The organism is Planctomycetaceae bacterium, from assembly GCA_021371795.1.
Lineage (GTDB): Bacteria > Planctomycetota > Phycisphaerae > Sedimentisphaerales > UBA12454 > UBA12454.
Window position 1 is genome coordinate 1 of record JAJFVK010000015.1, and the last position, 26,258, is coordinate 26,258.

Annotated in this window: 25 protein-coding genes; 18 read left to right on the forward strand and 7 right to left on the reverse strand. The window is 39.4% G+C overall.

The features are described from left to right. Positions 1 to 137: 137 nt before the first annotated feature. The 11 genes from LLF92_07665 to LLF92_07715 all read left to right on the forward strand — a co-directional run bounded on the left by LLF92_07665 (position 138) and on the right by LLF92_07715 (position 12,615). Positions 138 to 2,141: a heparinase II/III family protein gene (locus LLF92_07665; protein ID MCE5340989.1), complete on the forward strand. Its 2,004-nt coding sequence runs from the start codon at positions 138 to 140 to the stop codon at positions 2,139 to 2,141. Positions 2,142 to 2,167: 26 nt separating this feature from the next. After that, on the forward strand, positions 2,168 to 3,367 hold the full coding sequence (locus tag LLF92_07670) for a glycosyltransferase family 4 protein (protein ID MCE5340990.1): 1,200 nt from the start codon (positions 2,168 to 2,170) through the stop codon (positions 3,365 to 3,367). 26 nt (positions 3,368 to 3,393) lie between these two features. After that, positions 3,394 to 3,954, forward strand: a complete 561-nt coding sequence (locus tag LLF92_07675) for an acyltransferase (GenBank protein ID MCE5340991.1) — start codon at positions 3,394 to 3,396, stop codon at positions 3,952 to 3,954. Between the two features lie 5 nt (positions 3,955 to 3,959). Beyond that, positions 3,960 to 5,156 (forward strand): ATP-grasp domain-containing protein, encoded by a 1,197-nt coding sequence (locus LLF92_07680; protein MCE5340992.1) that lies wholly within the window; start codon positions 3,960 to 3,962, stop codon positions 5,154 to 5,156. Then, positions 5,149 to 6,081 (forward strand): malate dehydrogenase, encoded by a 933-nt coding sequence (mdh, locus tag LLF92_07685; protein MCE5340993.1) that lies wholly within the window; start codon positions 5,149 to 5,151, stop codon positions 6,079 to 6,081. Before LLF92_07680 ends, mdh begins: the two co-directional genes overlap by 8 nt. Further along, positions 6,078 to 6,926 (forward strand): polysaccharide deacetylase family protein, encoded by an 849-nt coding sequence (locus tag LLF92_07690; GenBank protein MCE5340994.1) that lies wholly within the window; start codon positions 6,078 to 6,080, stop codon positions 6,924 to 6,926. The genes mdh and LLF92_07690 overlap by 4 nt, the downstream gene beginning before the upstream one ends. Positions 6,927 to 7,014: 88 nt before the next feature. Then, complete coding sequence (locus tag LLF92_07695) at positions 7,015 to 7,536, forward strand: GNAT family N-acetyltransferase (GenBank protein MCE5340995.1); 522 nt, start codon at positions 7,015 to 7,017, stop codon at positions 7,534 to 7,536. Beyond that, complete coding sequence (locus LLF92_07700) at positions 7,529 to 8,557, forward strand: WD40 repeat domain-containing protein (protein ID MCE5340996.1); 1,029 nt, start codon at positions 7,529 to 7,531, stop codon at positions 8,555 to 8,557. The genes LLF92_07695 and LLF92_07700 overlap by 8 nt, the downstream gene beginning before the upstream one ends. 22 nt (positions 8,558 to 8,579) lie before the next feature. Further along, the gene (locus tag LLF92_07705) at positions 8,580 to 9,683 is read left to right on the forward strand and encodes a hypothetical protein (GenBank protein MCE5340997.1); all 1,104 of its coding nucleotides are present in this window, start codon (positions 8,580 to 8,582) and stop codon (positions 9,681 to 9,683) included. 1 nt (position 9,684) lies between these two features. Next, complete coding sequence (locus LLF92_07710) at positions 9,685 to 11,310, forward strand: NAD(P)/FAD-dependent oxidoreductase (protein MCE5340998.1); 1,626 nt, start codon at positions 9,685 to 9,687, stop codon at positions 11,308 to 11,310. 6 nt (positions 11,311 to 11,316) lie between these two features. After that, positions 11,317 to 12,615: a glycosyltransferase family 39 protein gene (locus LLF92_07715; GenBank protein ID MCE5340999.1), complete on the forward strand. Its 1,299-nt coding sequence runs from the start codon at positions 11,317 to 11,319 to the stop codon at positions 12,613 to 12,615. 4 nt (positions 12,616 to 12,619) lie between these two features. Here LLF92_07715 and LLF92_07720 read toward each other — a convergent pair whose 3' ends face one another. After that, the gene (locus LLF92_07720; GenBank protein ID MCE5341000.1) at positions 12,620 to 13,783 is read right to left on the reverse strand and encodes an undecaprenyl/decaprenyl-phosphate alpha-N-acetylglucosaminyl 1-phosphate transferase; all 1,164 of its coding nucleotides are present in this window, start codon (positions 13,781 to 13,783) and stop codon (positions 12,620 to 12,622) included. Between the two features lie 17 nt (positions 13,784 to 13,800). Further along, complete coding sequence (locus tag LLF92_07725) at positions 13,801 to 14,718, reverse strand: ATP-grasp domain-containing protein (protein ID MCE5341001.1); 918 nt, start codon at positions 14,716 to 14,718, stop codon at positions 13,801 to 13,803. A gap of 180 nt (positions 14,719 to 14,898) precedes the next feature. Here LLF92_07725 and LLF92_07730 point away from each other — a divergent pair, with 180 nt between their 5' ends. From LLF92_07730 to LLF92_07745, 4 genes are all read left to right on the forward strand, one after another. Then, positions 14,899 to 15,585, forward strand: coding sequence for an HAD family hydrolase (locus LLF92_07730; protein ID MCE5341002.1), 687 nt, complete (start codon positions 14,899 to 14,901; stop codon positions 15,583 to 15,585). After that, positions 15,578 to 16,189, forward strand: coding sequence for a sugar transferase (locus LLF92_07735; GenBank protein ID MCE5341003.1), 612 nt, complete (start codon positions 15,578 to 15,580; stop codon positions 16,187 to 16,189). Before LLF92_07730 ends, LLF92_07735 begins: the two co-directional genes overlap by 8 nt. Then, on the forward strand, positions 16,140 to 17,750 hold the full coding sequence (locus tag LLF92_07740; protein MCE5341004.1) for a TIGR03790 family protein: 1,611 nt from the start codon (positions 16,140 to 16,142) through the stop codon (positions 17,748 to 17,750). Before LLF92_07735 ends, LLF92_07740 begins: the two co-directional genes overlap by 50 nt. Positions 17,751 to 17,889: 139 nt before the next feature. Next, the gene (locus LLF92_07745; GenBank protein ID MCE5341005.1) at positions 17,890 to 19,035 is read left to right on the forward strand and encodes a KamA family radical SAM protein; all 1,146 of its coding nucleotides are present in this window, start codon (positions 17,890 to 17,892) and stop codon (positions 19,033 to 19,035) included. Here the strand turns inward: LLF92_07745 and LLF92_07750 are convergent. Further along, positions 19,013 to 19,732 carry a VanZ family protein gene (locus tag LLF92_07750; protein ID MCE5341006.1) on the reverse strand — a complete coding sequence of 240 codons (720 nt, stop codon included), beginning with the start codon at positions 19,730 to 19,732 and terminating at the stop codon, positions 19,013 to 19,015. The genes LLF92_07745 and LLF92_07750 overlap by 23 nt on opposite strands. A gap of 79 nt (positions 19,733 to 19,811) precedes the next feature. Here LLF92_07750 and LLF92_07755 point away from each other — a divergent pair, with 79 nt between their 5' ends. Further along, entirely contained in the window at positions 19,812 to 20,138 is a 327-nt protein-coding gene (locus tag LLF92_07755; GenBank protein MCE5341007.1) for a lipid-A-disaccharide synthase N-terminal domain-containing protein, read from the forward strand. A gap of 16 nt (positions 20,139 to 20,154) precedes the next feature. Next, complete coding sequence (locus LLF92_07760) at positions 20,155 to 21,480, forward strand: SagB family peptide dehydrogenase (protein MCE5341008.1); 1,326 nt, start codon at positions 20,155 to 20,157, stop codon at positions 21,478 to 21,480. Here LLF92_07760 and LLF92_07765 read toward each other — a convergent pair. The 3 genes from LLF92_07765 to hisH are packed head-to-tail and all read right to left on the reverse strand — an operon-like array spanning position 21,455 to position 23,842. Further along, positions 21,455 to 22,390 (reverse strand): hypothetical protein, encoded by a 936-nt coding sequence (locus LLF92_07765; GenBank protein ID MCE5341009.1) that lies wholly within the window; start codon positions 22,388 to 22,390, stop codon positions 21,455 to 21,457. The two genes, LLF92_07760 and LLF92_07765, sit on opposite strands and share 26 nt — an antisense overlap. Before the next feature lie 49 nt (positions 22,391 to 22,439). Then, a complete protein-coding gene (gene hisF, locus LLF92_07770) occupies positions 22,440 to 23,219 on the reverse strand; it encodes an imidazole glycerol phosphate synthase subunit HisF (protein MCE5341010.1) in 780 nt (259 codons plus the stop codon). Continuing rightward, positions 23,213 to 23,842 carry an imidazole glycerol phosphate synthase subunit HisH gene (hisH, locus tag LLF92_07775; GenBank protein ID MCE5341011.1) on the reverse strand — a complete coding sequence of 210 codons (630 nt, stop codon included), beginning with the start codon at positions 23,840 to 23,842 and terminating at the stop codon, positions 23,213 to 23,215. The genes hisF and hisH overlap by 7 nt, the downstream gene beginning before the upstream one ends. 40 nt (positions 23,843 to 23,882) lie before the next feature. Here hisH and fucU point away from each other — a divergent pair, with 40 nt between their 5' ends. Further along, positions 23,883 to 24,314 carry an L-fucose mutarotase gene (gene fucU / locus LLF92_07780; protein MCE5341012.1) on the forward strand — a complete coding sequence of 144 codons (432 nt, stop codon included), beginning with the start codon at positions 23,883 to 23,885 and terminating at the stop codon, positions 24,312 to 24,314. Between the two features lies 1 nt (position 24,315). On the opposite strand, the gene LLF92_07785 is transcribed toward fucU, so the two are convergent. Then, positions 24,316 to 26,010, reverse strand: a complete 1,695-nt coding sequence (locus LLF92_07785; protein ID MCE5341013.1) for a Na/Pi cotransporter family protein — start codon at positions 26,008 to 26,010, stop codon at positions 24,316 to 24,318. Positions 26,011 to 26,258: the final 248 nt, after the last annotated feature.

A 26,258-nucleotide genomic window follows, 5' to 3' on the forward strand; every position in this document is an offset into this window, starting at 1 on the left:
TCGCCGTTTTTAGCTTGCAAACGCAGTTACGCAGTTATGTTCAAAAGCGATTTCAAATCGATTCCATTAAATTGTCTTTATAACATACTTTATTAAAGACACTTATAACTTTTTTTATATCTGTCAATGGGACAGTAGTGAATAAATATATGTTTGTAAAATTTAAAAAAATAGCGCAAGCCATCAAATGTAATGGCATAGGGTTTTGCTTTTTCCGTTTGAAATACACTATAAAAAGAAAAACGGGGGCAATAGCAGGAAAATCTCCTGTTAATAAATGGGGGGCAATAGAACTTAAAGATATTGTAAATTCTGATGTAAACGAAGATCTAAACTGTTTGTTGTATAAGGAAAGAATTTTCTTTTTTGACAACATTTCTGTACAGGAGTTAAAGCCTTATCTTGAAAATACTCTATCCGAGGCTGATGAAATATTACAAGGCAAACTAAAATATTTCTTCAAGGATTATTATAATTTTAATACAAATGAAGATTGGCTGAAAAGCCCTTTAAGCAGTAGTAAAATAGATGCTTCAAGGCACTGGTCCCGGACAAAAACTTTTGATTCACAAGTTGGTGATATCAAATATGTATGGGAACCTTCCCGTTTTGCCTGGGCTTATACTTTGTGCAGGGCTTATATTGCTTCAGGAGAAGATAAATATTCAGAAAAGTTCTGGCAATTATTTGAAAACTGGCTACAGATTAATCAGCCCAATTGCGGTCCTAATTTTGCATGCGGGCAGGAATGTGCAATTCGTCTTTTTGCCATGTGTTTTGCATATTTCACTTTGAAAAAGGCACAATCGACCACTTCGCAAAGATTAATGAGTTTATATAAAGCAATTGCTATACATGCAGACAGGATTGAGAGCAATATAGAATTTGCAATATCTACCAGGACCAATCATTCTATTTCAGAAGCAGCAGGAATTTATACCGCAGGCCTTATATTTCCTGAAATGAAAAATGCTGACCGTTGGCTCAAGCGGGGGAGAGATATATTAACAAGTGAAGGACTGAAACAAATATATAAAGATGGGGCATATCTGCAGCATTCGATGAATTATCATAGATTAATGCTTCAGGATTATATCTGGGTGTTAAGACTTGCAAATTTAAACAAAGATAAATTCAATGTTAAATTAACCGATAGAGTTAAAAAAGCTGTTGAATTTATTTACCAGCTTCAGGATGATGAAACTGGCAGAGTGCCTAATTACGGTCCTAACGACGGTGCATTGATAATTCCTCTAAATAATAATGATTATCTTGATTATAAACCTGTTATTCAGGCAGGTTGGTATTTATTCAATAATGAGAAGTTATATGATAATGGGCACTGGGATGAGGATTTGTTGTGGCTGTTTGGAGCAACTGCCCTCAATTGTCAAAGATCAAAAACAAAGAAAAAAGGTACCGCTTTTGATAATGGGGGATATTATACTATTCGACAGGATAATAGCTGGGCAATGGTTAGATGTCACTCATATAAGGACAGAATGACGCAAATAGACCCGTTGCATTTCGATTTTTGGGCGGGCGGGATAAATATCCTGAGAGATTCTGGTTCTTATAAATACTATATTCCAGAAAACGCTAAATTAGAAAATTATTTTAAATCAATCAAAGCTCATAATACAATTACCATTGACGACAGTTCGCCTGTAAATAAAATTACAAGATTTATGTTTTATCCTGAATTGATCGCAAAAGCAGAAAAATTCGAATTACAGGGCAATAAAATGTTTTTTAAAGGTAAAAATTACGCATACAATAGAAATCCATGGAAAGTATTACATTTCAGGACTATAAAATGCGATACGGATAAATGGCAAATTATCGATGAATTCAAAGCCGGTTCGGAACATTCTGCGACATTAAGATGGCATATGCCTGTTGAAGCTGAAATTATTAAACGAAATGACTATGGCATTAAGTTTTCCTTGCCGAATCAATGGATACTTGAGATAAATGGCAGCGGTAAATGCGGCGTTGATATATTGGAAGGTTGTGACATAGGCGGCTGGGAATCTTTATATTACGGTAAGTTGTCAAAAATTAAAACTTTAAGTGTAAATATGCAAATTAATTGTAGTAATTCATTTTTCAAAACAAGTATTTTTGAGGAAAGCATATGAGGATAATTTATATTCATCAGCATTTTATGACAAATAAAGGTTCCGGCGGAACAAGAAGCTATGATATTGCAAAATATATGGTTCAAGCAGGACACGAAGTTCATGTAATTTCCGGCATATATGATACAAGCGGTATTGAACCGATGCCTTGGTATAAATTACTTAGAAGAGATAATTATGACGGTATAAATGTAACAGTTTGCAATACACCTTACTCTAATAATATGCGTTCTTTTAAAAGGATGTTTTCTTTTTTTTGGTTTGCTGTACTGGGTACAATTGCTGCTTTGATGGTTAAAAAGCCTGATTTGATTTTTGCAACAAGTACGCCAATTTTTGTTGGAATCCCTGGCTTAATTGCGGCTAAGTTTAAAAAAGCAAAGTTTGTGTTCGAAGTAAGAGACCTCTGGCCGGAAAGTTTTATTATAGGAGGATGGGCGACTGGAGACGAATTATATATAAAATTTATGGCTTGGTTAGAGAACAAATGCTATGCAAAAGCGAAAAAAATACTTTTAGTCTCGGAAGGATTCGAAAAAAGACTCAAAGAAAGAGGTCTCCCTCCTGAGAAACTAAAAACAATACTGTTAGGTGCTGATGGAAGCATTTTTAACGATGTGAAACCTGATTATAGTTTTTTGGCTGAAAATAGATTAGAAGGCAAAAAAATCGCTATTTTTACAGGCGCTCATGGAAAAGCAAATGGACTTGATTATGTAATCGACGCGGCTGAATTTCTCGAGAAAAGGGAAGATATTAGATTTTTATTGATTGGCGATGGTGGTGAAAAAACAGGATTAGTTCAAAAGGTAAAAGAAAAAGGCATTACCAATGTAGTCTTTGCTGACCCAGTGCCTAAACAACGTTTGGTTGGGATTTTGCGTCTTTGCCATATTGGCCTTATGATTCTTAAACATATAGATGGGGGCAGACCTGTTACGCCAAATAAAATATTTGATTATATGTTTACTGGAATCCCTTCAATTATTAATTTTGAAGGTCCTACTATTGATATGGTATTGGCAGATAATAGCGGTGTTTTTGCAGATCCGTTGCACCCCAAAGATTTAGCTGAAAAAGTTGAATATCTTGTAGATAACCCGGATATTGCAAAACAAATGGGTGAAAATGGAAGAAAATCTGCTTCAGAAAAATATGACAGAAAAATTATAGCTAAACAGCTCATAAACATTTTTGAAGATGTATTAACGGATAACTCTAATTAAACCACTGGATTTTTTAGAAGAAAAATATGAATAACAAAAAAATATATGAGCCGGCTACTTCTAAAATTAAATATTCTGTAATGATATTACGTTCTATTTTTTCCATTGTTTTTATCAAGCAGATTTTAATACTTTTTGCATACTATATTTTTAATTATATCAGGGGTTGCAGAATAGCGAAAATCGGAAAAAGGTGTCATATAAGCCCAACGGTATTAATGAGATATCCTGAAAGAATAATTATTGGAGATGATTGTTTATTAAATCATAATAATGTTTTACAGGCCGGAAAAAAGGATGCTTTAATTAAATTGGGCAACTATGTTATGTGTGGTCCTAATGTGCAAATGTTTGCATATAACCATGGAATGGATTTAATTGATACACCGATGATAAAACAGCCATACACTGAAAATGATATTATCATAGAAGATAATGTTTGGATAGGTGCCGGCTCAATTATTTTGGCTGGTACAATTATTAGAAGTGGGGTTGTAGTAGCAGCGGGGTCTGTAGTTAAAGGTGAGTTGCCGCCGAATACTATTTGCGGTGGTGTCCCAGCAAAAGTGATTAAAGAAAGAACTTAAACTTAATGAATAACTGTTCTGTTCTCATTCTAGAAGTTCACGCTAAGGCTTCCCTGCCGGTTATCGAGTCTTGCAAGGCCATGGGCTTAAAAGTTATAGCAGGCTCATCTAAAAAGTACTGCTGTGGTATGTGCAGCAAAGCTGTTGATAGCAAAGTTATTTATCCCCATATTGAAAAAAATCAGGATGAATTTATTGTTTTTCTGTTAGATTTTCTAAAAAGTAATACTGTTGATATGGTGTTCCCTGTTGGTGATGTAATGACAGATATTATCGCCCAAAATCAGGAACAAATCAGAAAATATACAAAACTTCTATTGCCTGTTTATGATATATTTGTTCAGGGCAGAAACAAGATTGGTACTTTAAAAGTTGCTGAAAAGGCAGGATGTCCGATTCCATTAACCTGGTACCCAGAAGACGAATCATTGGAGCAAATTGTTAATAAGATACCACAATATCCCGTTCTGATAAAGCCTGCAATCTCTGCCGGTGCAAGAGGTATAACTTTCTGCTATAACAAAGATGAGATATTAAACAATTTTGATAAAGTACAAAAAGACTATGGCCAATCATTTATTCAGGAGTATGTTCCGCAGGGGGGGATGCAATATAAAGTAGATGCGATAATGGATCAAAATCAGGAATTGTATGCCGGTGTAGTTTATTCGAAACTTAGGTATTATCCAGTCGATGGCGGCTCAAGTGTTCTTAATAAAACCGAACACCGGCCGGACATCCTTGAACAAGCTGTCAATGTAATGAAAGAACTAAAATGGGTTGGCCTTTGTGATTTTGATTTTATAACCGATCCCCGTGATGGTATTGTTAAGCTTATGGAGATTAACCCAAGGTTTCCTGAAAGCTATAGAACTGTTGAGGCTGGTGGTGTTGACATGACTAAAATTATATATCAGCTTGCCATAGGCCAAAAACCCGAACCTCAGCTTCAATATAAAGAAAATCAATATAACCGTTTCCTTTTCGGCGATATTATGTGGTTTTTTAAAACAAAAGAAAACCGCTTTAAAGCAAAACCTAGTTTTTTTCATTTTTATGGAAAAGATATGTATTATCAGCTTATTAGAAAAAATGATATGGGACCGTTGTTTGGGTATATTATAGAAAATATGGCCATGATTTATGATAAAAAACTTAGAGAACAAAGATTAAGACTAAAGGATAAAATCCACAATGGCTAGTAGCAAAGTAACGATTGTAGGTGCAGGGAACATTGGTGCAACAGCAGCAAGTGTTATTACTAATTTTAATCTTGCTGATGTAGTATTGATAGATGTTGTTGAAAATATTGCCAAAGGTAAGGCTATTGATATTTCTGAATCAGCTTCAGTTGTCGGACATAATTGTTCCATAATTGGTACTTCAGATTGGGAACAATCTAAAAACAGTGATGTTGTTATTATTGCTAGTGGCAAACCAAGACATCCAGGTATGAGCAGAACCGATCTTTTAGAGACAAATGCAGGCATAGTCATTGATGTGGCCAGAAAAATTAAAAAATATACGCCAGAGAGCCTTATTATTGTAGTTACTAATCCGCTTGATGCAATGGCATATGCGGCCTTTAAAGCTGGTGGATTTGCTAAAAGCAAAGTCATGGGGATGTCGGGGCAATTAGATGGAACCCGTTATTGCAGTTTTATTGCTAGTAAATTACATGTTGATCCATCTTGTGTACATGGGATTATTCTTGGGGTACATGGTAATGATATGCTTCCTTTGCCAAGATTCACTACAATAGGAGGAATACCGTTGGTTGAACTAATGCCTGAAAGTGATATACAAAAAATAATTGAACGAACAAAGTTTGCAGGTGCTGAAATAGTTAATCTTCTGGGATATAGTGGTTACTATGCAGCAGGTACGGCTATTGCTAATATGGCCCAATCATTAATCCGGAATAGTCGTAGTATTATATCATGCAGTGTTTATTGTGAAGGAGAATACGGTATTAAAGAATGTTTCATGGGTGTACCCGTTGTCTTGGGGGGTAATGGTGTTGAAAAAATTATTGAGATATCATTATTAGATCATGAAAAACAGATGTTATCCAGTTCAGTAGATCATGTTAAAGGACTTATAAACAAGGTTGATAATTTGTTATGATCAATGCTCTAACAGTTGATGTTGAAGATTATTGGGCAATTTTGCAGCGTGATTGGCTGAATATCCCTGGTGCAAAACCTACAGAAGCTGTGGTCCAAAATACACATTGGTTTTTACAAACATTCAAAGATTATAATGTAAAAGCAACATTCTTTATTCTTGGCGAAGTTGCTCAAAGTTTTCCGCAGCTTATAAAAGAGATTGCGAATGAAGGCCATGAAATTGCTGTACATGGTTTTCATCACAAACAGATATTCAAGCTTAATCGAGATGAATTCAGGAAAGAGGTAGGAGATGCCAAAAAATTGCTTGAAGATTTATCAGGTCGAAAAGTAATAGGTCATAGAGCGCCTGCCTTTTCTATCAATCAGGATACTAAATGGGCTTTAGAAGTTTTAGGTGAACTTGGATTTGTTTATGATTCAAGTATTTTGCCTATGGCTGGTAAACGCTACGGTTGGCCGGGGTTCAAAAAAGAAATTCACAGAATGTCTTTAGCTGATGGACAAAGCATTATCGAAGTACCGATGTCAACTATATCATTGGGCATAAAGGAACTTAGTATTGGCGGGGGGTATATGAGGCACTTACTGTATTTTTATACAAAATGGGCGATAAGACATATACAAAAAAACCGCCCAGTTGTTGTCTATATGCACCCTTATGAAATTGATATAGATGCAGTCTCGCTGAAATTGGATAATCTTACCGGACAAGGAAAAGTAGCAGCTTTGAAATTTCATAAATCACAGATAAGAAATAGGCAGACAGTAAAAGCTAAAGTCAATAAATTGCTTTCAGATTTTAAGTTTTCAACCATAAAAGATATATTAAAAAACTTTTGATAAAGTGATACACAGCTTACAATCAAAATATGCAGAAAAATGTGCGGTATTGCATATACAAGGCATCCCGACAGGATTCATAAGCTCTTTGGGTCCGAAATTTGTGGCTGCATTATACCAGGCTATTACAGAAGATAAAAATAGTTTTGGATTTGTTGCCGTTGAAAATGAGAAGATTTTAGGCTTTGTTGCATTTTCATTAAATCTTTCAAGGCTATATAAATATGTTGCTTTGAAGAAAGGTTTCAGTTTCGCTTTTGTACTTGCCAAGAGAATGTTATCCCTACATGTAATTAAGAAAATATGGGACAATCTTTTTTATCCATCAAAAATGAAAAAAATGGATTTGCCGGACGCTGAATTGCTCTCAATAGCGGTAGCCCTGGAAGGCAGAGGCAGAGGGATTGCAAAACAGCTTGTCGATGCCGGTTTTGAAGAATGTAGGAAACGAGGCATTAACAAAGTTAAAGTATTAGTGGCGGCGGATAATGAGGCAGCCAATAAACTTTATCAAAAATGCGGCTTTGAATTTGTGACTCAAATTGAGAGTCATGGTGTTCAAAGTAATATTTACGTTAAAAATTTGAAAGAAGAAAAATGGTATGACTAATAAGAAGAGGAATATTCTGATTGTGTCGATAGTTATTTGCGTCCTTTTATTTTTTGTGTATTTTTCTAATTCAAAAAGCAATTTAATTCGTCAACTGCAAGGGCCTATTGAAGGAACAGACAATATTTTTGCGATTGGTAATAATCTTTCAATTGTTTCCAAAAATAACCATATTTATACCTGGCAATGGGATAATTTCAAAAAATGGCCGGTGGTCGCAAAACCACATGCTGAATTTGTCGTGCCTTTAAATGATAATAAAATTGTTTATGCTGCCAAATCAGAACTTGTTTTAACTGACCTGAAAGCTGAAAAAGAATTAGCGAGTTTGAGTTTACCTTATGGTACAGAATGTAAGAAAATTGCCATTTCATCAAATGGTAAATTTGGGTTGCTTTCGCTATCTGAAAAAGATAAGCTTAAATTAGCATTGTTTAATTCAGAGTTCAAAGAGTTACCCATTGTTTTTGAAAAAAATACAACTGAAGAAAAATTTACTCTGTTTGACTATGCCATAGACAACGAAGGCTCTCTGATTGTGGGTGCAGGTAAAAAAGATAAAGCCTGGATTTTTGTTAAAGATATAAAAAATGATAAAATCCTTTGGGAAAAAACGTTTGATGAATACGGCCAATTTACCATTGTAGAATTTTCGTCCGATGGCAAAACTCTTTATGTGGCTGAAAAAATCAGGTTTATTATCGCTTTAGATGCAATCACGGGAAATATTTTAAGAGTTTATGAAATGCCCAAATATAATACTCCAGCTAATCAAAAACAGAATATTTCCAGTATAAAAATAAGTCCGGATAGTAAAATTCTTGCCGTGGATACTGAGCCTGCCAGAAGAGTTTGGTTTTGGGATATAGCGACAGGCGAGAAACTAGATAATATTTATGCCAGCGACCTTACGGTTTCTGATATGGCATTTTCTCCTGATTCAAAATACATTGCTACCGGTTGTTTGGTTAGTCCTGAAATTAAAATCTGGAAAGTTCCAACATTGAAAGATGTTAAATAATTACGATTTGGAGGAGTTTTAGATGGCAGTAAATAAACATATAATTAGATATTTTCTTTATTTTTCCATTGTAATTACTGCTGATATTTGTTTGGCAGTAACAAAATCAGCAGATTTTAACGATGATGGAAAAGTCAATTTTATGGACTTCTCTATTTTTTCAAATAATTGGTTTGCAGAAAATGTAAATTCTGCCATCGATCTTTCGGGGTCAGCAGGAATACCAGATGGACAGGTTAATTTCTATGACCTTGGCGTTTTTGCCAATGATTTTCTTGCTGTCAGATATATTATGGGTTCTCACAAATCGAATAATGAAAAGTTATATATCTGGGAATCTTATAATGGTACGTCATGGTTTTTAAGAGGAAATAATCCAGTTTATGAAAACCCTAATTTGCCGCATACAGCTACTGACCCGACAAATCCAATAAATTTAATGAATGTTGTTCGAGACCCTTCAATTATGAAACTCAATAATAAATATTATGTAGTTTATACGACAAATAATATTCCTTACCATTATCGAGGAAATACCTTTGGTGTTGCCAGTTCGAATGATTTGCAAAATTGGGAATATATTACAGATGTCTATTGTGGTTCTTTCCTCTATACCTGGGCTCCTGAGTGGTTTGTCGATGAGGATAATTCTATTCATGTTTTTGTTGCTCTTAACTATAAAATTTATGAAATGCACCCCTTAAATGAAGAATTTACTCAATGGTCTACTCCTGTCTTTGTTCAAGGAGATTGGGGCACCACCACATATATGATTGATCCATTTGTTATAAAAATAGATGGAACATATTATTTATGGTATAAAGGACCTAAACGTCTTACTTATCAGAATATTGAATATGGCACTTCCTCCTCATTGACCAGCGGTTATACTATTCAAGGTTCGGGAGATTGGACAAATTGGAATGATGGTATAGGAAATATAGAAGGGGAGAGTTTGGTAAAAATTGATGATAATACATGGCGAATTTATTTCGATGATTATGTTGATGGTGGAATATATTACTGTGAATCATCAGATCTTTTTCAAACTTGGACTCCAAGGAGATTAATCAGTTCAGAATCCTTTATACCGGCTCATCCAACAGTGATACATTTTGACGAATAATATGAATAAAAAAACAGCAATTATAATTGGAGCAGGGCCGGCGGGGCTAACCGCAGCCTTTGAACTACTCAACAAAACCGACATCAAGCCGATAATCTTCGAACAAACCGGCGATATCGGCGGCATTTCAAAAACCATCAACTACAAAGGCAATCGCATCGACATCGGTGGCCATCGCTTCTTTTCCAAATCAGACAGAGTTATGAAATTCTGGATGGATATTCTGCCAGTGCAAACTGCTCCTGCAAAAGATGATATTCTTCTGAATCGGGAATTGCCTCCCAACGAATTTAAGAAAACAATCGAGGCAGACCCGCAAAAAGAAGACAAAGTGATGCTTGTCAGAGAAAGGCTTTCAAGAATTTTATTTTTGCGAAAGTTTTTCGATTATCCCATTTCACTTACTCTTGTAACGGTAGCCAATCTTGGAATCTTCAGGATGGTTAAAATAACGTTAAGCTATCTCAAGGCGAGAATATTCAGAATTAAACACGAGAAATCTCTTGAAGATTTTTTTATAAATCGTTTCGGCAGAGAATTATATAAAACATTTTTTAAAGATTATACGGAAAAGGTTTGGGGAATTAGTTGCGACAAAATAAATCCTCAATGGGGTGCACAGAGGATTAAGGGGCTTTCAATTACACGTGCAATTATACACGCCATAAAAGCTGTTCTTTGCAAAGATAAATCCATCGGCCAAAAAGAAATAGAAACAAGTTTAATCAGCCAGTTTTTATATCCCAAGTATGGGCCCGGCCAGTTGTGGGAGGAAGTTTCGCGGAAAGTCGAAGCCAAAGGCGGGCAGGTTGTCTTAAACCATAAAGTAACAGGGCTGGAAAATCGAAATGGCAGAATTTATTCCGTTACTGTCAGAGATGAAAAGACAAATGAGGTGAAAAAGATTGACGCTGATTTTGTTTTCTCGACAATGCCTGTTAAAGAGTTGATAGAAGATATGCAGGATGTTCTGCAGGCTGTGAAAGCGGTTGCTGATGGTTTATGTTACAGGGATTTTATTACCGTAGGTTTGTTGGCGTCGAAGCTGAAAATAAAAAACAATACGAATATAAAGACTGTAAATAATATTGTGCCGGACAACTGGATTTACATTCAGGAAAAGGATGTGAAAATCGGCAGGCTTCAGGTTTTTAATAACTGGAGTCCATATATGGTTGCGGATGACAATACGGTTTGGCTTGGGCTTGAATATTTCTGCGATAAGGGCGATGATGTCTGGAATATGACCGATGATAAAATGAAAGAGTTTGCAGGCTGTGAACTTGAAAAAGTCGGCATAGTGGATAAAAATGACATCATCGACAGTGTAGTTGCCAGGGTTGAAAAAACATACCCCGCATATTTCGGCAGTTACGACCAGTTCGATGTGATTAAAAACTACACCGATGGTTTCGCAAATCTTTTTTTGATCGGCAGAAACGGTATGCATCGCTATAATAATCAGGATCATTCAATGCTTACCGCGATGACGGCGGTGGAGAATATTATTAAGGGCGTGGAAAGCAAAGAAAATATCTGGCAGGTAAACGCTGAAGAAGATTATCATGAGGAAAAAATGACATCAGTTGAAAACCTGACAGACGCTTACACGGCAGAAAGAAAGTAAAAATTTATGGCAGGAAGTTTAAAAAGATTTATTCCGCAAAGCGATAAACAGGCCTTCTGGTTATCGTTTTTTTTATGTCTTTTCTTCTGTGCCGTGATACTTTTTGTTGTTGCGCCGATTACCGGCTTGAGCAGGGATTTCAGTGCAGGTAACGACGGTTATATCCAGATAGCAAGAAATCTTGTTGCCGGCAATGGTTATGTTTTTGAAAAAGGGGGGCCGCCGGTATTCCATCGTCCGCCGATGTATCCGCTATTCCTTGTGCCTGTGGCAATTTTCCCGGAAAGTTTGCAGCGGTACATTATAGTTATACCGCAAAGCATTCTTGTAGGTTTTATAGGGATGCTGATTTTTAAAATTGCCCGGCAACTATATAATCAAAACATTGCGGTGATTGCTTTATTGCTTTTTCTAATAAATCCATGGGTTTATTGGAACGCCAAAAATCCAATGACCGCGATTTTGCAAACATTTCTGTATATTGTTTTTGTGTATTTTGCAGGGATCGAATTATTTAATAAGTCGAGGGTTTCACAACTGTTGTCAGCGATTTTTATGGGTATATCTGCGGCTGCCTTGATTCTTGCACACGCTGCGATGCTGCCGGTGGTTTTTGTGGTTATGCTTATTATTTTTGCTGCCGGGATTAAACGGAACAAAAGAATCATGACGGCTGTTTATGCCGGATTGATTGCTATATGTTTGATTGTCCCCTGGACATATAGAAATTGGATTGCTTTTCACAAATTTATTCCGGTTGCAGGGGGTGGGGGGCTTGCGTATTTTAATGGCAATGTTCATTGGGATTTTATCGAAGACCAGCCGCAACAAAAAGGTGAGACTTATATTGATGCAAGCCTGCGACTAATGGGGATTGATGGCAATGAAGCCACTCTTACACATTGGAAAGGTTTCAAAGATATAAAGAATGAAGAAATCGCTAACGCAAAAATGGCAGAGGATATCAAAACACGGCCCGTGTTATTTCTAAAGAAAAATATATTAAATGCGATTGAATATTATTTTCCGATGCTTACATATCCATTTCTATCAATTAAAGTAAAGTCAACCGAGCAAACCGCTCTTACCGTTTTTCATTTAGGTTTATGGATTTGTGCCGTGTTTGGCTTTTATTTTTATCGCCGAACGGGATTATTGCTGTTGGCGATGATAATTTGCTATGCTGTTTGGTATTTTCCATTTGCGACATTCATAGGCCATTCTCTTTATACGCTTGGCACTATACCGTTTCTGTCAATCCTTGCCGCGGCAGGCGTTGCGCGTTTTGCACGCCTTATCCCATGAGTTCTCACGATTTCCCGTTCATTCCCATGTTTTCTTTTTTAATCGCACCTCTTAATCCCTCCATTTTTAGATATCCTTTCTTCCATACAATCACCGCAGATATCACAATTACGGCAAAGTAGACTATAATAGCATGTCTGGTCTTGATTTGGCTCATTGTTACGCCTATAAAAGCATAAACTGCCGTTAGCAGATAGCAGGCCTTTACAGCTTGCTTTAGCGTCAGCCCTCTGTCAATCATTTGGTCGTAAATATGGCCGCGGTCAGAAATGAACAACGGCCTTTTATTCAGCCATCTTCTGGCAAGTGCAACGCCGGTGTCGAGAATTGGCAAGCCAAACACTACCAAAGAAGCGAGCCACCATCGTGGAAACGCTTTGGCGAAAAGCATCATAATTGCAGCGACCACAAATCCCAGCAGCATACTGCCGGCATCGCCCATAAAAATCTTCGCGGGATTTCGGTTGTATGGCAAAAATCCGCATACGCTACCAACAAGAGCAAGGCATACGATTGTTCTCACAGGGTCACGCACTTCACTCCATCCCCATGTTGAGAGATGAATGGCAAGAAACAACAGGGCAATCGTAATAATTGCTGTTACTCCTGCACACAGACCATCAAGTCCATCAAGCAAGTTCAATGAGTTCGTTGCGCCAAGCACAGTAAAAATTACGATTGGTACGCCGATAGCCCATTCGACTGAATCCGGCAGCGTCAAACCAAATGGAGCTAAAAACGGGTTTAGTGAAGGCAATACTCCTGTTGCTATTAATGGTATGGACGCTATAACTTGTCCGGCTAATTTATGTGATGGCCGTAAGTCATAAACATCATCAATTAAACCAACGAAACAGGCGATAGATGCACCGGTTAATATCGACATCAGCCAACGACTGATGTACACATTTTCTTTGAAGCAGAAAGTGCCCACAAGTATTCCAGCCGCCAGGCCGGCAAGTATGCCGATACCGCCAAGATAAGCTATCGGTTCTTTATGTGTTTTTACCGTATCATTTGGTCTATCAACAATTCCGTATTTTAAGGCTACTTTTTTGCTTAGCCATGTTGCGATTAGACCTGATATGCATGATACTGCCAATACCGGCCAGAACTGAAACGTCCAGCTTAATGGTCTTTGCGGCCCTACAAAAGAATCAAAAATCATTTTTATATTCCTTACAACTATCTTAACCAGACTGCTTCATCGTATCTAAGCATCACAAGGTTATTTTCAAAACCGTCAAATTTTATATTTGGTATTTTTCCGGTAAGCAGTTGAAGTATCCACTTAGGAAAATCTGCATTCGCTTTGATACTTAACGGAACTCCGCCGCCAAAACGAGGATTAATTTCGATGAATTTAATTATTTCGTCTTTTGTCAGGATCAGCTGAACGGTTATTATTCCCGGCCCTGCGCCAAGTTTCTGCACAAGTTCCGCAGTACTTTGCATAATGTGCTTATTTTTGATTATTTTGCCTTTGCTTACTTCGCCTGTTCTTGTCTCAATGCGGTTTCTCGGCACAACGCAGCGTACCTTTAAATCGAAATCGACAAAGACATCGCAGGTGAATTCCTGACCGGCGATGAATTCCTGAACAATGCAATTAGGTATTTTTTTTGTATAAAAACAGAGTTCCTCGCGGTTTTTCACCAGTGCGTTTCCTCTGCTTGCGTAGCCGTCCCACGGTTTTAAAAAGAGCGGATACTTAATGTTTTTTTTGCGTAATGCCTGCTCTGTGTTCAAAGTGACAGGTGTATCGAATCCGTTTTCAATTAGAAATTTGAAAGTTTGTCGTTTGTCCTGACATATATTTATAATTTCTGGTTTGGAAATCAGGACGGTGCAGCCCGCATCTGAAAATTTCTTATTATTTGCGGCAAGCAGATGCAAGTCGAGGTCAACAGTCGGCACAAGCAGCTTTACCTTGTTTTGTTTTACAATTTTCAGGAGTTGTTTTACATAGTCCTGATGAGTTACAGAATTGACAATAAATTTTTTGTCGCACAATTGCAGAGCTGCGCTTAATTCTGTTCTGTCAGTGCCAAAACATTTGCAGTTTAATTTAAGCTCTTTTGCCGCTTTTTTGAAGCTTTCCAAAAGAGAAACCCTTCTCCCAATGCAGGTAAAGAGTATATTAAAACCCTTGCTTTTTGCCGTTCTCTGATTTACCATAAGTTATCGCACCTAAAAAAGTTAGCAAAAGTCTAACTGATTATGGGACTTTTGTCCAGATAATGTTTACTATGTAATTATCGGCTATTTTGGCAGGTTTTTTAAATGATAAAATGTATTGCTTTTGATATGGATGATACCCTTTATGACGAGGCGGATTACTACAAAAGCGGTTTCTCCGTAATTGCCGATAAGATAGCAAAAGATTTTCAGTTAAACACTCAATCTGTATTCGGAAAAATGTGGGAACTTTTCAGTAGCGGTACTCGCAAGGATACATTTAACGCCGCAGCCGAAAAACTTGGAATAAAATTTGACGAGCAATATATAAAGCTGCTGGTGTCTGTTTTCCGCAATCATAAACCGGACATTGTTCTGCCTGCCGACAGCAGACTGGTTTTAGCAGATTTGAAAAAGTTGTATAAACTCGGATTGATAACAGACGGCTGGCTGCCGGGACAGGAATATAAAGTAAAAGCTCTTGGTATCGAGATTTTTTTTAATTCTATCATTTATACTGAAAAACTCGGCACGGAATTCTGGAAGCCTTCACCAAAAGGTTTTGAAAAGTTGCTCGATGAATTAAAAATCAATGCCGCCGAGGCTGTTTATGTTGGTGATAATCTTGAAAAGGATTTTATCGCACCGAATCGGATGGGCTTTAAAACTATAAGACTTGTACGAAGCAATGGAATTCATAAAAGTCCGGCTTCCTCAAAAGATGCAGATGCACAATACGAAATTGATTCGATTGCGAAACTGAATGATTTGCTGAAGAAAATTGATGTATAGATTTTTTAAAAATTTGTTTGATTTTCTGCCGGCTTTAATTGCAGTTATTATTTTGCTGCCGGTATTTTTACTGGTGATTATTTTAATAAGAATCAGCAGCAGGGGGCCTGCGATTTTTAAACAAACGCGAGCAGGCAAAGACGGAAAGCCATTTACGTTTTATAAATTTCGTACAATGAAAATGGAAGTTGACCCGTTTGGCCCAAGTCCCAAATCAGGACAAGACCCAAGACTTACAAAAATCGGCATTTTTCTGCGTAAATCGTCGCTGGATGAACTGCCGCAGTTGTTTAACGTAATAAAAGGCGATATGAGCCTTGTCGGTCCAAGGCCTTTGTATATGGCTCAAATGGCCGAATGGAACGATGAACAGAAAAAACGGCTGCTCGTCAAACCCGGCCTGACAGGTCTTGCCCAAATCAGCGGCAGGGGCGAACTGACAATAGAACAAAAACTGGCGTATGATGTTGAATATGTGCAGAATGTTTCGTTTCTGCTTGATTTTAAAATAGTATTAATAACAATATTACAGGTTTTTACAGGCAAAAGCATTTATGAGAAAAAATATTCAGAAAAACAGGACACCAGAGGTGAAACTCATTAAGAAAATTTTTATCTTGTCTCTATTTATATGTCAGGCGTCTGTGTGTCTTGCGCTTGAGCCGGCTCAAATATTAATAGTTGCAAACTCCGATGTTAATGAGTCTGTTGGGCTTGCTAAATATTACTGCCAACAGCGAGCGGTTCCACAAAAAAATATTTTGAAGATTCCTTTGGGCAAAACTCTTTCTGAATACATAACCAGACAGAATTACGATACTATTCTTGCTCCTGCCATTCGGAATGAAATCCGAAATAACAGAAAGCCGGACGAGATTAGATGCCTTTTAACGGTTTATGGTGTTCCAATTAAGGTCAGCGCAGCGGCGCCTTCGCCGAATTCCGCTGAACTTGGCTCAAAGCTTTCTGGGATGTATTACCGCAAAGAAGCAGATTTAAGAACGGCGTATCAGAAGTTGAGTCAGCTTGGCAGAAAGGAAATGGTTAACCCCGGCGATATCGCGCAGCAAAAATCCTGCGATGATATTTTGAAAAGCCTCGACAACGACGTCAAAGAAACGCTGAACAGAATAAAATACGTTGACCAGGGGGACTTGCGAAACAGCCAGTACGATGAATTGCTTGTGTTTTTTAAGCTTGTTTACGGTTCTATATATGCTTCGCAGCAGGCGAAAACTCTGCCGGGCAACACATATTTCCAGAGTCCGTCGGAAAAAAGCGAGTTGTATAAAAATGACCTGCTTGTGAAAAAAGCACAGGATGAGAAATGGCCGATAGCGAAAAAAATAGACGAAAATTTTTATCCCGCGTTGGAAAGTTTGGCCGGTTTGCGAACAGTTATTGCAAATCTGAAATCCGATATGGACAGATGCCAGGGCAAGGAAACCGGCGCTTCTGTTGATAGTGAATTATCGATGGTGATGTTTGAGAGTTATGATTTATATCGCTGGCAGCCGAATGAACTGAAGGATTCGCTTTTATTTCTTCCGTCAGATACGCTGATGGTTTGCCGGCTTGATGGTCCGTCCGAAAAGATTGCCGCAGGCCTGATTGACAAGGCAATATATGCCGAGAAAAATGGTCTTTCAGGCACTGCGTATGTTGACGCAAGAGGAATGAATATCACCGGCGAGCTTTCGCCGTATTCGTATGAGTATTACGACAGAAATCTTAATACGCTGGTCAAAATGCTGAAGAGTCGCATTACGATGCCGGTTGTTTTTGAAAATACATCAAAACTTTTTGCCGAAGGCCAATGTCCTCAAACAGCCCTGTATTGCGGCTGGTACAGCGTTAAAAGATATATCGATGCTTTTGATTTTGTGCCCGGCGCGATTGGTTTTCACATCGCAAGTTTTGAAGCGATGGATTTGCGCAATGCGTTGAGTTCGAATTGGTGTCCGGCTATGCTTGTTGATGGCATAACGGCAACAATGGGGCCGGTCGATGAGCCTTATCTGCATTCGTTTCCGCTGCCGACAAATTTTTTCACTGAACTGCTCGATGGAAAAAGTTTAGTGGAGGCATATTATAGAACTAATCCATACAATTCCTGGCAGATGGTTCTTATCGGCGACCCGCTTTACAAACTGAAAATAAAATAAAATTTTTTGTTTTTTTTAAAAATTTTCAAAAAAAATCTTCTTTTAGTCGCACTTCTTTCGTACTATAAACATATCTGATTAAGGGGCGGGCAAGGTGTCCGGCTGCTTTTTTGGTTGGTTTTTAAAACATGAGGTACCAATGAAGGCAGAAATTTTGTCGAAAATCAATTATGTTACAAATCTCAAAGATGTTGTCGGTCTTTCAGAGAGCGATTACATCGAATGCCAAAATGTTGCGGAAAAATACCCCTTTATGGCTAATGAATACTATCTTTCTCTAATAAATTGGGACGACCCTGACGACCCGATTAGAAAACTAGTGATACCGAATCCCAATGAGATGGAGCGTTGGGGCAGACTCGACCCGTCGAATGAGCATCAATATACGATAATGCCCGGCCTTGAGCACAAATATAATACGACGGCTCTGCTGCTGGTCAGTAATGTTTGTGCGGGTATTTGCCGTTATTGTTTCCGCAAACGAGTATTCCACGAGTCATCGAAAGATTGTTTGCAGGATTTATCGGCGGCGATGAAGTATATTGAGCAGCATACGGAAATCACAAACGTGCTGCTTACCGGCGGCGACCCGCTGACACTGCCGACAGAACGGCTTGAAGAAATAATCTCGAAACTTCGGCAGATTGAACACGTCCGCATTATCCGCATAGGAACGCGAGTGCCGGTTTATTATCCTTACAGAATTACAGAAGATTCTGATTTGTTGAAATTACTTGAAAAATATACTACCGCACGCAAAAAAATTTATATGATGACGCATTTTGTACATCCGAATGAACTTACGGATATTGCGGTTGAAGCCTGCAATATGGTTCAAAAGGCGGGCGTGCGAATGACAAATCAGGTTCCGCTTTTGCGAGGCATAAACGATAAGCCAGAAGTGCTTTCAAAACTGCTTCAGGAACTTTCGTTTTGCGGCGTGATTCCGTATTATATTTTCCAGTGCAGACCCGCCAGCGGAAACAAAATGTTTACCGTGCCGATTGAAGAAGGCTATAACATCGTCGAAAGAGCAAAGGCGAACGTTTCAGGTCTTGCCAAACGCGCCAGATATGTGATGAGTCATTCAAGCGGAAAAATCGAAATCATCGGCAAAACAGAATATAATGTTTATATGAAATACCACCGAGCCGCCAATGATGCCGATAGCGGCAAATTTATGATTTTAAAAAGTAATCCGAAGGCCTGTTGGTTCGATGACTATGAAGAAATCGCAGCCGATTATCCGTTGAATGAACCGTTCAGGACTTACGGCCCGGAATAGTTGCTACCCGCTCTATTACCGTCATAAGGATAATTGCGACAGAACCACCTATGCTGTACGCGCTAATAGGTTTATTTGTGAGTAGGGCATATATTATAACAAAACTTAAAGAAGCTGTTGGCAATACCATATATAAGAGGAAGCGTTTAAATTTTTTAAGCTTTATTTTTAGTATCAATTCTAAATAGCACATCCACGCAACAGCTACTATTGCATAGACAAATATATAGAGGACAGATTCAAGTGGTGAATTGTGTTTTGTAATGCCGGCTTTGACTATTGCTGGTAAAAACACAGGGCCGATTACTGTTAGAGCCATTACGGCATTATAGCCCGTGAAAAATGTGATAATTACCATCGCCGCCGCTGCGCCGAGCATATCGGCACAAAGGTCGGCGGGGTCAGTGGAACGGCCTGCTATAAAATGCTGTGTCAATTCATCCGCGACGCCGTGTAAGAAGATAACAACCAAAATTAACCAAGGCTGGAATTTACGCCAGTTTGCCTTAATATCGAACCAGAAAGCCAGCCACAGAAGAAGCGTCAGCACTATATATGCCGCAACGTGCATAGTTTTATCGCTTACGCCCATACCCCTAACCCACATAGGGACAGGAATATGCGTAGCGACAATCAGGCCGACCCAGTAAAATAGCAGTACAGCGGTAAAAAACTTCTTTTCTTTGGATAATTTCATAATTATGGTTATCGGGAAATTGTTGTTTTTATATCATATTAAGGTATCATAGACCAATGAATTTATTTCTGGAGTATGTATGTTTGATTCATTGGTTAAGGAGTTGACGTCCGAGCCGATTTTGTGGACAATTTTGGGACTGGCAGGGCAGTTTACATTTGGCGGAAGGTTTATTCTGCAATGGATTGCCAGCGAATTAAAAAAACAATCGCACGTTCCTGTATCGTTCTGGTATCTTTCGCTGGTCGGCAGCCTTATTATGCTCGTTTACAGTTTCCACAGGCAGGAGCCGATTATTATGCTTGGCTTTGTACTGAATATTTTTATATATATTCGTAATTTGCATTTAATAAATGCGCACAAGAAGTGCGGAGCGGTTACTTCCATAGAAAAAGATGAAGATTGATTTTAAGGGAATTAAAATGAAGAAAAATATTTTAATTTTTGTCTTATTGGCTGTTTGCTCAAGTATTGGTTTTTCTCAAGACACAGCAGGCACAGGCTCTTCGACTGCACCGGCGGCTGTGATTAAGCTGCCCAAGCCGCAGACCAATAGTTCTGTTTCGTTTGAGCAGGCTCTTATGCATCGCAGAAGTATACGTGAGTTTACTGATGAGCCTTTGACGATAAATCAAATCGGACAATTGTGTTGGGCTGCGCAGGGGATAACCGAACCGAATAAAGAGTTCAGGACAGCTCCCTCGGCCGGTGCGGTATATCCGATTCAGTTGTATGTTTTACTGCCGGAAGGTTTGTATCTTTATCAGCCCCAGAAACACGAATTGTCATTGGTTATTGGAAAAGATTTGAGATATTCTGTTTTCAGCTCATCTTTTAATCAAAGAGTCGTGCAGAAAGCGCCCTGTACTTTTATGATTGCCGGAAACTCCAAAAAAGTAGAAGCGAAATATCGCAACCGGGGCGAAAAATTTACTTATATCGAAACGGGGCATATTGCGCAGAATATCCATTTGCAGGCCGTAACGCTTGGTCTTGGGTCTGTGCCCATCGGCGTTATGGATGCCAAAACCATTGCGCAGATTTGCAAACTCCCGGAAAATCTTGACGTGCTGTATTTGGTTCCTGTCGGCAGGCCGATGGAGGAATCGAATCTTTTGCCGGTGATAGCCAATACTTCCGCTGTGCAGCCCATGGCGTCTGTTGCTGATATGCGTTCAAAGCATATCGCTATTATAGTGCCGAGCCGTTATTTTAATGAGACGGACTATTACGGTATTCAGCAGGCACTTGTCAAAGAGGGGATATACCCGGTTATCGCAAGTACCGTTCTGGCTGATATTAAAGGCATACAAAGAGGCGGCGTTCAGAGAAACATTATCACTTCGACGATTCTTGTCAGGGATTTAAAGATTCAGGATTATGACGCGTTTGTATTTATCAGCGGCAGCGGTATTGGAGGCGATTATTTATATAACAGGGATATTTTAAATTTGGTGCGTTCGGCTCATTCAGCGGGAAAAATCCTTGCCGCCATTTCAGATGCTCCCGCGTTTTTTTCAAACGCCGGGATAGTCAGAAACAAAAATATAACTTCTTCAGTATCGCAGCGTAATAAAATAAACCAGGCCGGCGCAATATGGCAGAGAAATCCGCTTGTGATTGACGGCAATCTAATCACCGCAGGCGACAGTGCAGAAACTTCGTCGAACTATGGAAACGCCAGAGTCAGCGACAGATTCGCTACCGCCGTTGTTAGTATGCTTAAAGGCCAGAAAATTGTCTACTGACGAAAACGTCATAAGCATCGCCAAATTGTTTTAAAAAGCATAATGGATAAAGCCGCATAAAGCTTATGAAGGGCAGATATATAACTGTACCAATGTACGGTATCATCAGCAGAATACTTGCGCAGCACATACAGCAGCCAAGAAGGAAAATCACCAGTTCCATCGTGCCGACCACAATCAATATCAGCCATTTAAAGAGCATATAAAGAATAGTCTTCCAGAAATGTTCTTTGAAGACAGGCATATATTGTTTCCATGCTTCAACGGTTTTGAGTTTGTGTATGTACATTACTGGCGCGACGAAATCCATCGTAACTGCTTTTATAAGTCCAAAAAATATGGCCGCGATGATAACAAATAAAACGATAAGACAAATCAGAATAATAAATGGGGCAAGAGTCAAATTTTTAGCGTGAAAAGCAAAAGATAATATTCCTATTGGGACAACAAGCAGCATAATAATGAAAGTGCTTAATACTGCTAAAGCCAAACGGAACCGGAATAAACTATTTGCCTGCTGTTTGTAATTTTTCCACGGTTCGGCAATCTGTGCTTTATTTTTTGCCAGACAATCGATAAACATAAAATGCCCTCGGCAGTTCAGCCAGAGCAGAACAAGTAAGAAGGTGATAATAAACAGAGCGATTACTGAACCAGCGATACCGATTAACAGAATGTTTTGGTGGATAAATTCCGAAGCTTTTGACCATTCCTGCCCGGCGTCCTGATGATTGCTGAAATTTAAATTTGGGAAGCTGGGGCCGCTGTTGAACAAAGTTGCCAGCCACGCACAAAATCCGATTACAAACCATTTTTCCAAATTGAATGGCTTGAACAATAATTGTTTGGTTTTCTCAATAGCCTCGCCCACCGGAGAAACCACACTTATTGGTTTATTACAGGTTTCCATATTTTTTTCCTTAACTAAACCCTATACCCTGTCCCCTATACCCTAATTTTTACCATTTTTTTCGAATCGGTATTCCTGCCTGAATTAATTCATCCTTTATTTGCTTGATAGTAAATTTGCCGGTATGAATCATACTCGCAATAATTGCCGCATCAGCTTTGCCGTCTTTAAATACATCGGTCAGGTGTTGACAAACGCCTGCACCTCCGCTTGCGACGACAGGTATGCCGACGTTTTCGGAAATCATCCTTGTAAGGTTGATTTCAAAACCTGACTGTGTGCCGTCCGCGTCAACGCTGTTTACCACAATTTCGCCCGCGCCGAGGTCTTCAGCCTGTTTTGCCCATTGCAGGGCGTCTATGCCCGTTCTCGTGCGAAAGCCTTGCGTGGTAATTTCGTAGCCGCTTGGGAATTTTTCGCTTTTTTCGACTTTGACCGGGTCCATTCCGAGCACGATACATTGTGCGCCGAACTGCTTTGCACCGTCTGCGATAATTTGCGGATTGCGAACTGCCAACGAATTTACGCTGACTTTTTCCGCGCCTGCCAAAAGTACCCGCCGCATATCTTCAAGATTTTTTATTCCGCCGCCGACAGCGAACGGTATATGCACCGCCCTTGCGACCTCGCGTACCATTTCGATATCGATAGGCCTGCCCTCGGCAGAAGCGGTTATATCGTAGAACACGAGTTCATCGCAGCCGCCATCGCTGTACGCAACAGCCATTTCAATCGGGTCGCCCAGGTCGATATTATTTTGAAATTTAACGCCTTTGGTAACTTTGCGATTTCGCACATCCAAACATGGTATAATTCTTTTCGTCAGCATTTGCCATCCCATCTGCTGAAATTTTCAAGCAATCTCAAACCGATTCGTCCCGACCGTTCGGGGTGGAATTGTACGGCCGCGAAATTTTTTGTCCCGGCCGCGCTGGCGAAAGTTGCGTTTGAATATTCGCTCTGTCCGAGTATGAAATTTTTATCGCTGCACGAAGGATAGAAGCTGTGAACAAAATAAAATTCGCTTTGGTCTTCGATGCCGTTAAAAATCGGGTGCGGGTGTGGGGGCATAAATTTTACGGTGTTCCAGCCGATTTGCGGAATTTTAAAAGTCTTGTCAGCACAGATGAATTTTTTCACTTGTCCCGGCAGGATGCCAAGGCATTTTGTGCCGCCGTCTTCTTCGCTGGATTCAAACAAAAGCTGCATACCGATACATATTCCCAAAAACGGGATGCCGTCGGCGATTACTTTGCGGATAGGGTCGATTAGTTTCAGGTTTTTGAGGTTGTCCATTGCCGATTGTGCGGCTCCTACGCCGGGGAACACTATTTTTTCCGCGCGGAGTATATCTTCCGGCCTGTCGGTAATTTTTACCTTTTGGCCGATGCTCTCGAAAGCAAGCTGAACGCTCGTCAAATTTCCGGCTTTATAGTCGATTATTGTTATCATATAATGTATTATATATTTTTATTTTTCAGGAGCAAGAACTATGCTTAAAGGAATACCTGCGATTATTTCGCCCGATTTATTGAAGATTTTAGCCGAAATGGGGCACGGTGACGAAATTGTATTTGCCGATTGTAATTTTCCCGCCGCTTCTAACACCGAAAGACTGCTGCGATACGATGGCAATGGCATATCAGAACTTCTGAAAGCGGTTTTGAAGCTGTTTCCGCTGGACGGCTACGTCGAAAGTCCTGTTGCGCTGATGGAGATTGTACCCGGCGATAAAGCCAAACCGACGATTTGGAACGAATACAGAAAAATTATCAAGGCAAGCGGCGAAAAATTCAAAGATTTCGAATATGTTGAAAGAATGGATTTTTACGAACGCACACAGGAAGCCTATGCTGTTGTTGCGACGAGTGAAACTTCGCCTTATGCGAATATCATCCTTAAAAAAGGCTGCATAAGACCATAGACTATTTCTCGCCTGCCAAAACTTCGGCGATATTCAAACCGTGGTCTTTGATTCGCCTGTATGCGTTGAGCATATCGGTAAAGATAAGACTCTTGACAGGCGTAGCCAGTCCGCTTTCGACACGTTCGATGTGTTCGGCGCGGTATTTTTTCATAAGACTGGTGATGAATTTTCCTTTGCCGTCGGCCTCTGTCAGGATTTCGCCATTTGAATTAACTACCGCATCGTTAATAAATGTAATGTAATCATCAACATTGTTGTGCAGGTCGAGAATGGCTTTTTGGCCTTCTTCGGTTATATGCTGTTCTTCGTCCTTGAGTTTCAGGTTGAATTTAAGGATATTGGTAATGTAATCGCTTATCGATTCGTATTCATCTGCGATTCTTATCTGCCATCTTGCACGTGCCGCGACATCTCGCGGAATGATGCCTGTCATTATATGCCCGACGAATTCGACAACTTCTTTTTGTATTACATCCATTTCTCTTTCGTTTTGGAAGATATATTCCTGTTTTTCTTTTGTGCCGCCTCCTGTGGTAATTATTTCTTTTAGGACCTTCATCGTATCTGCGATCATTTTGCCCATTCTGATTACTTCCTGCTGCGATTGTTCAATCCCCAGGGCAGGTGCCTCGAATAGTCTTGCGTCCAAAGCCGTTAATTTGGGTCTTGAGGGTTTTACTTTTTCTGGAATTATACGGTTTAGCAGATTAGCCAGCGGCTGCACAAAAGGCATGAAGACGATTGTGTTGAATATATTAAAAAATGTATGTGTTATAGCGATTGCTTCCATTGTGTCCGGATAGGTTGTTACGCCATTCTTTACAACCGCTGTGGTTACATCTATTCCGCTTTGCCAGCCTACAAATGCTTCAATGCCTTTGATGTACAGGAAGAAAAATGGAATCATCCACAGGACACCGATTATGTTAAAAAGTATATGTGCCCAAGCTGCTCTTCTTGCGTTTGGAGTTGTTCCTATGGATGCCAGAAATGCTGTTATTGTCGTGCCTACATTTTGCCCCATTACCAGTGCTGCTGCGGTAGGGTAGTCGATAATGCCGTTAAAGGCCAGACCCATTGTGATGCCTACCGTTGCCGAGGATGACTGAATGACGGCCGTTACAGTAGTTCCCACAAGTATGCATTTGATTACACCGAAATATGAATCCGGCGAAAATCTTGAAAACCATGCCGTGAATCCCGGAAATTCCTTCAAAGGAGCGAAACCATTTTTCATCAGTTCCAGTCCGAAGAACACCATGCCAAGACCCATAATCGCCATCGCGGTATATCGGAGACCTTCTTTTTTAGAGAACAGATAAATAATCGCGAAAACGCCGAGCATCGGCAGGCCGTATTTGCCGATATCTATAACAAGAATCCACGCCGTGATAGTTGTTCCAATATTTGCACCGAAAATTACGCCGATTGCCTGCGTCAGCGTCATTATGCCTGCGCTGACCATACCGACAGCGATTACGGTTGTGATGGAGCTTGATTGGATTATTGACGTAACGACAGCGCCGACTCCACATGCGACAAAACGGTTATTTGTTACAGCGTGAATAAGTTTGCGTAATTTTTCGCCGGCTACCGCCTGCATGCCTTCGGATATGCTCATCATCCCGAAAAGAAATATGCCAAGCCCGCCGACGATGGTACAAATCATTTCTGCTATAAGTTTACCGTCCATAAGTATCCTGTATTATGAGTGTAAGGAATTGTTAATATTAGATTAAAATTTGGTTAGCGAAATATAGCATAAAATCACGTTCTTGAAAAGCCAAAAAAGGTTGCTAAATACCTCAAAAATGTTATAAAAATACGGAATTGTTTTTTTAAGGATGAAAAAATGGTAAGCAAGGCAGTTTTTAAGGTTTCGGCAATTTTATTTGTCGCTTGTATGTTTTTACAATCAGGTTGTGATAAAAAAGACCAGAA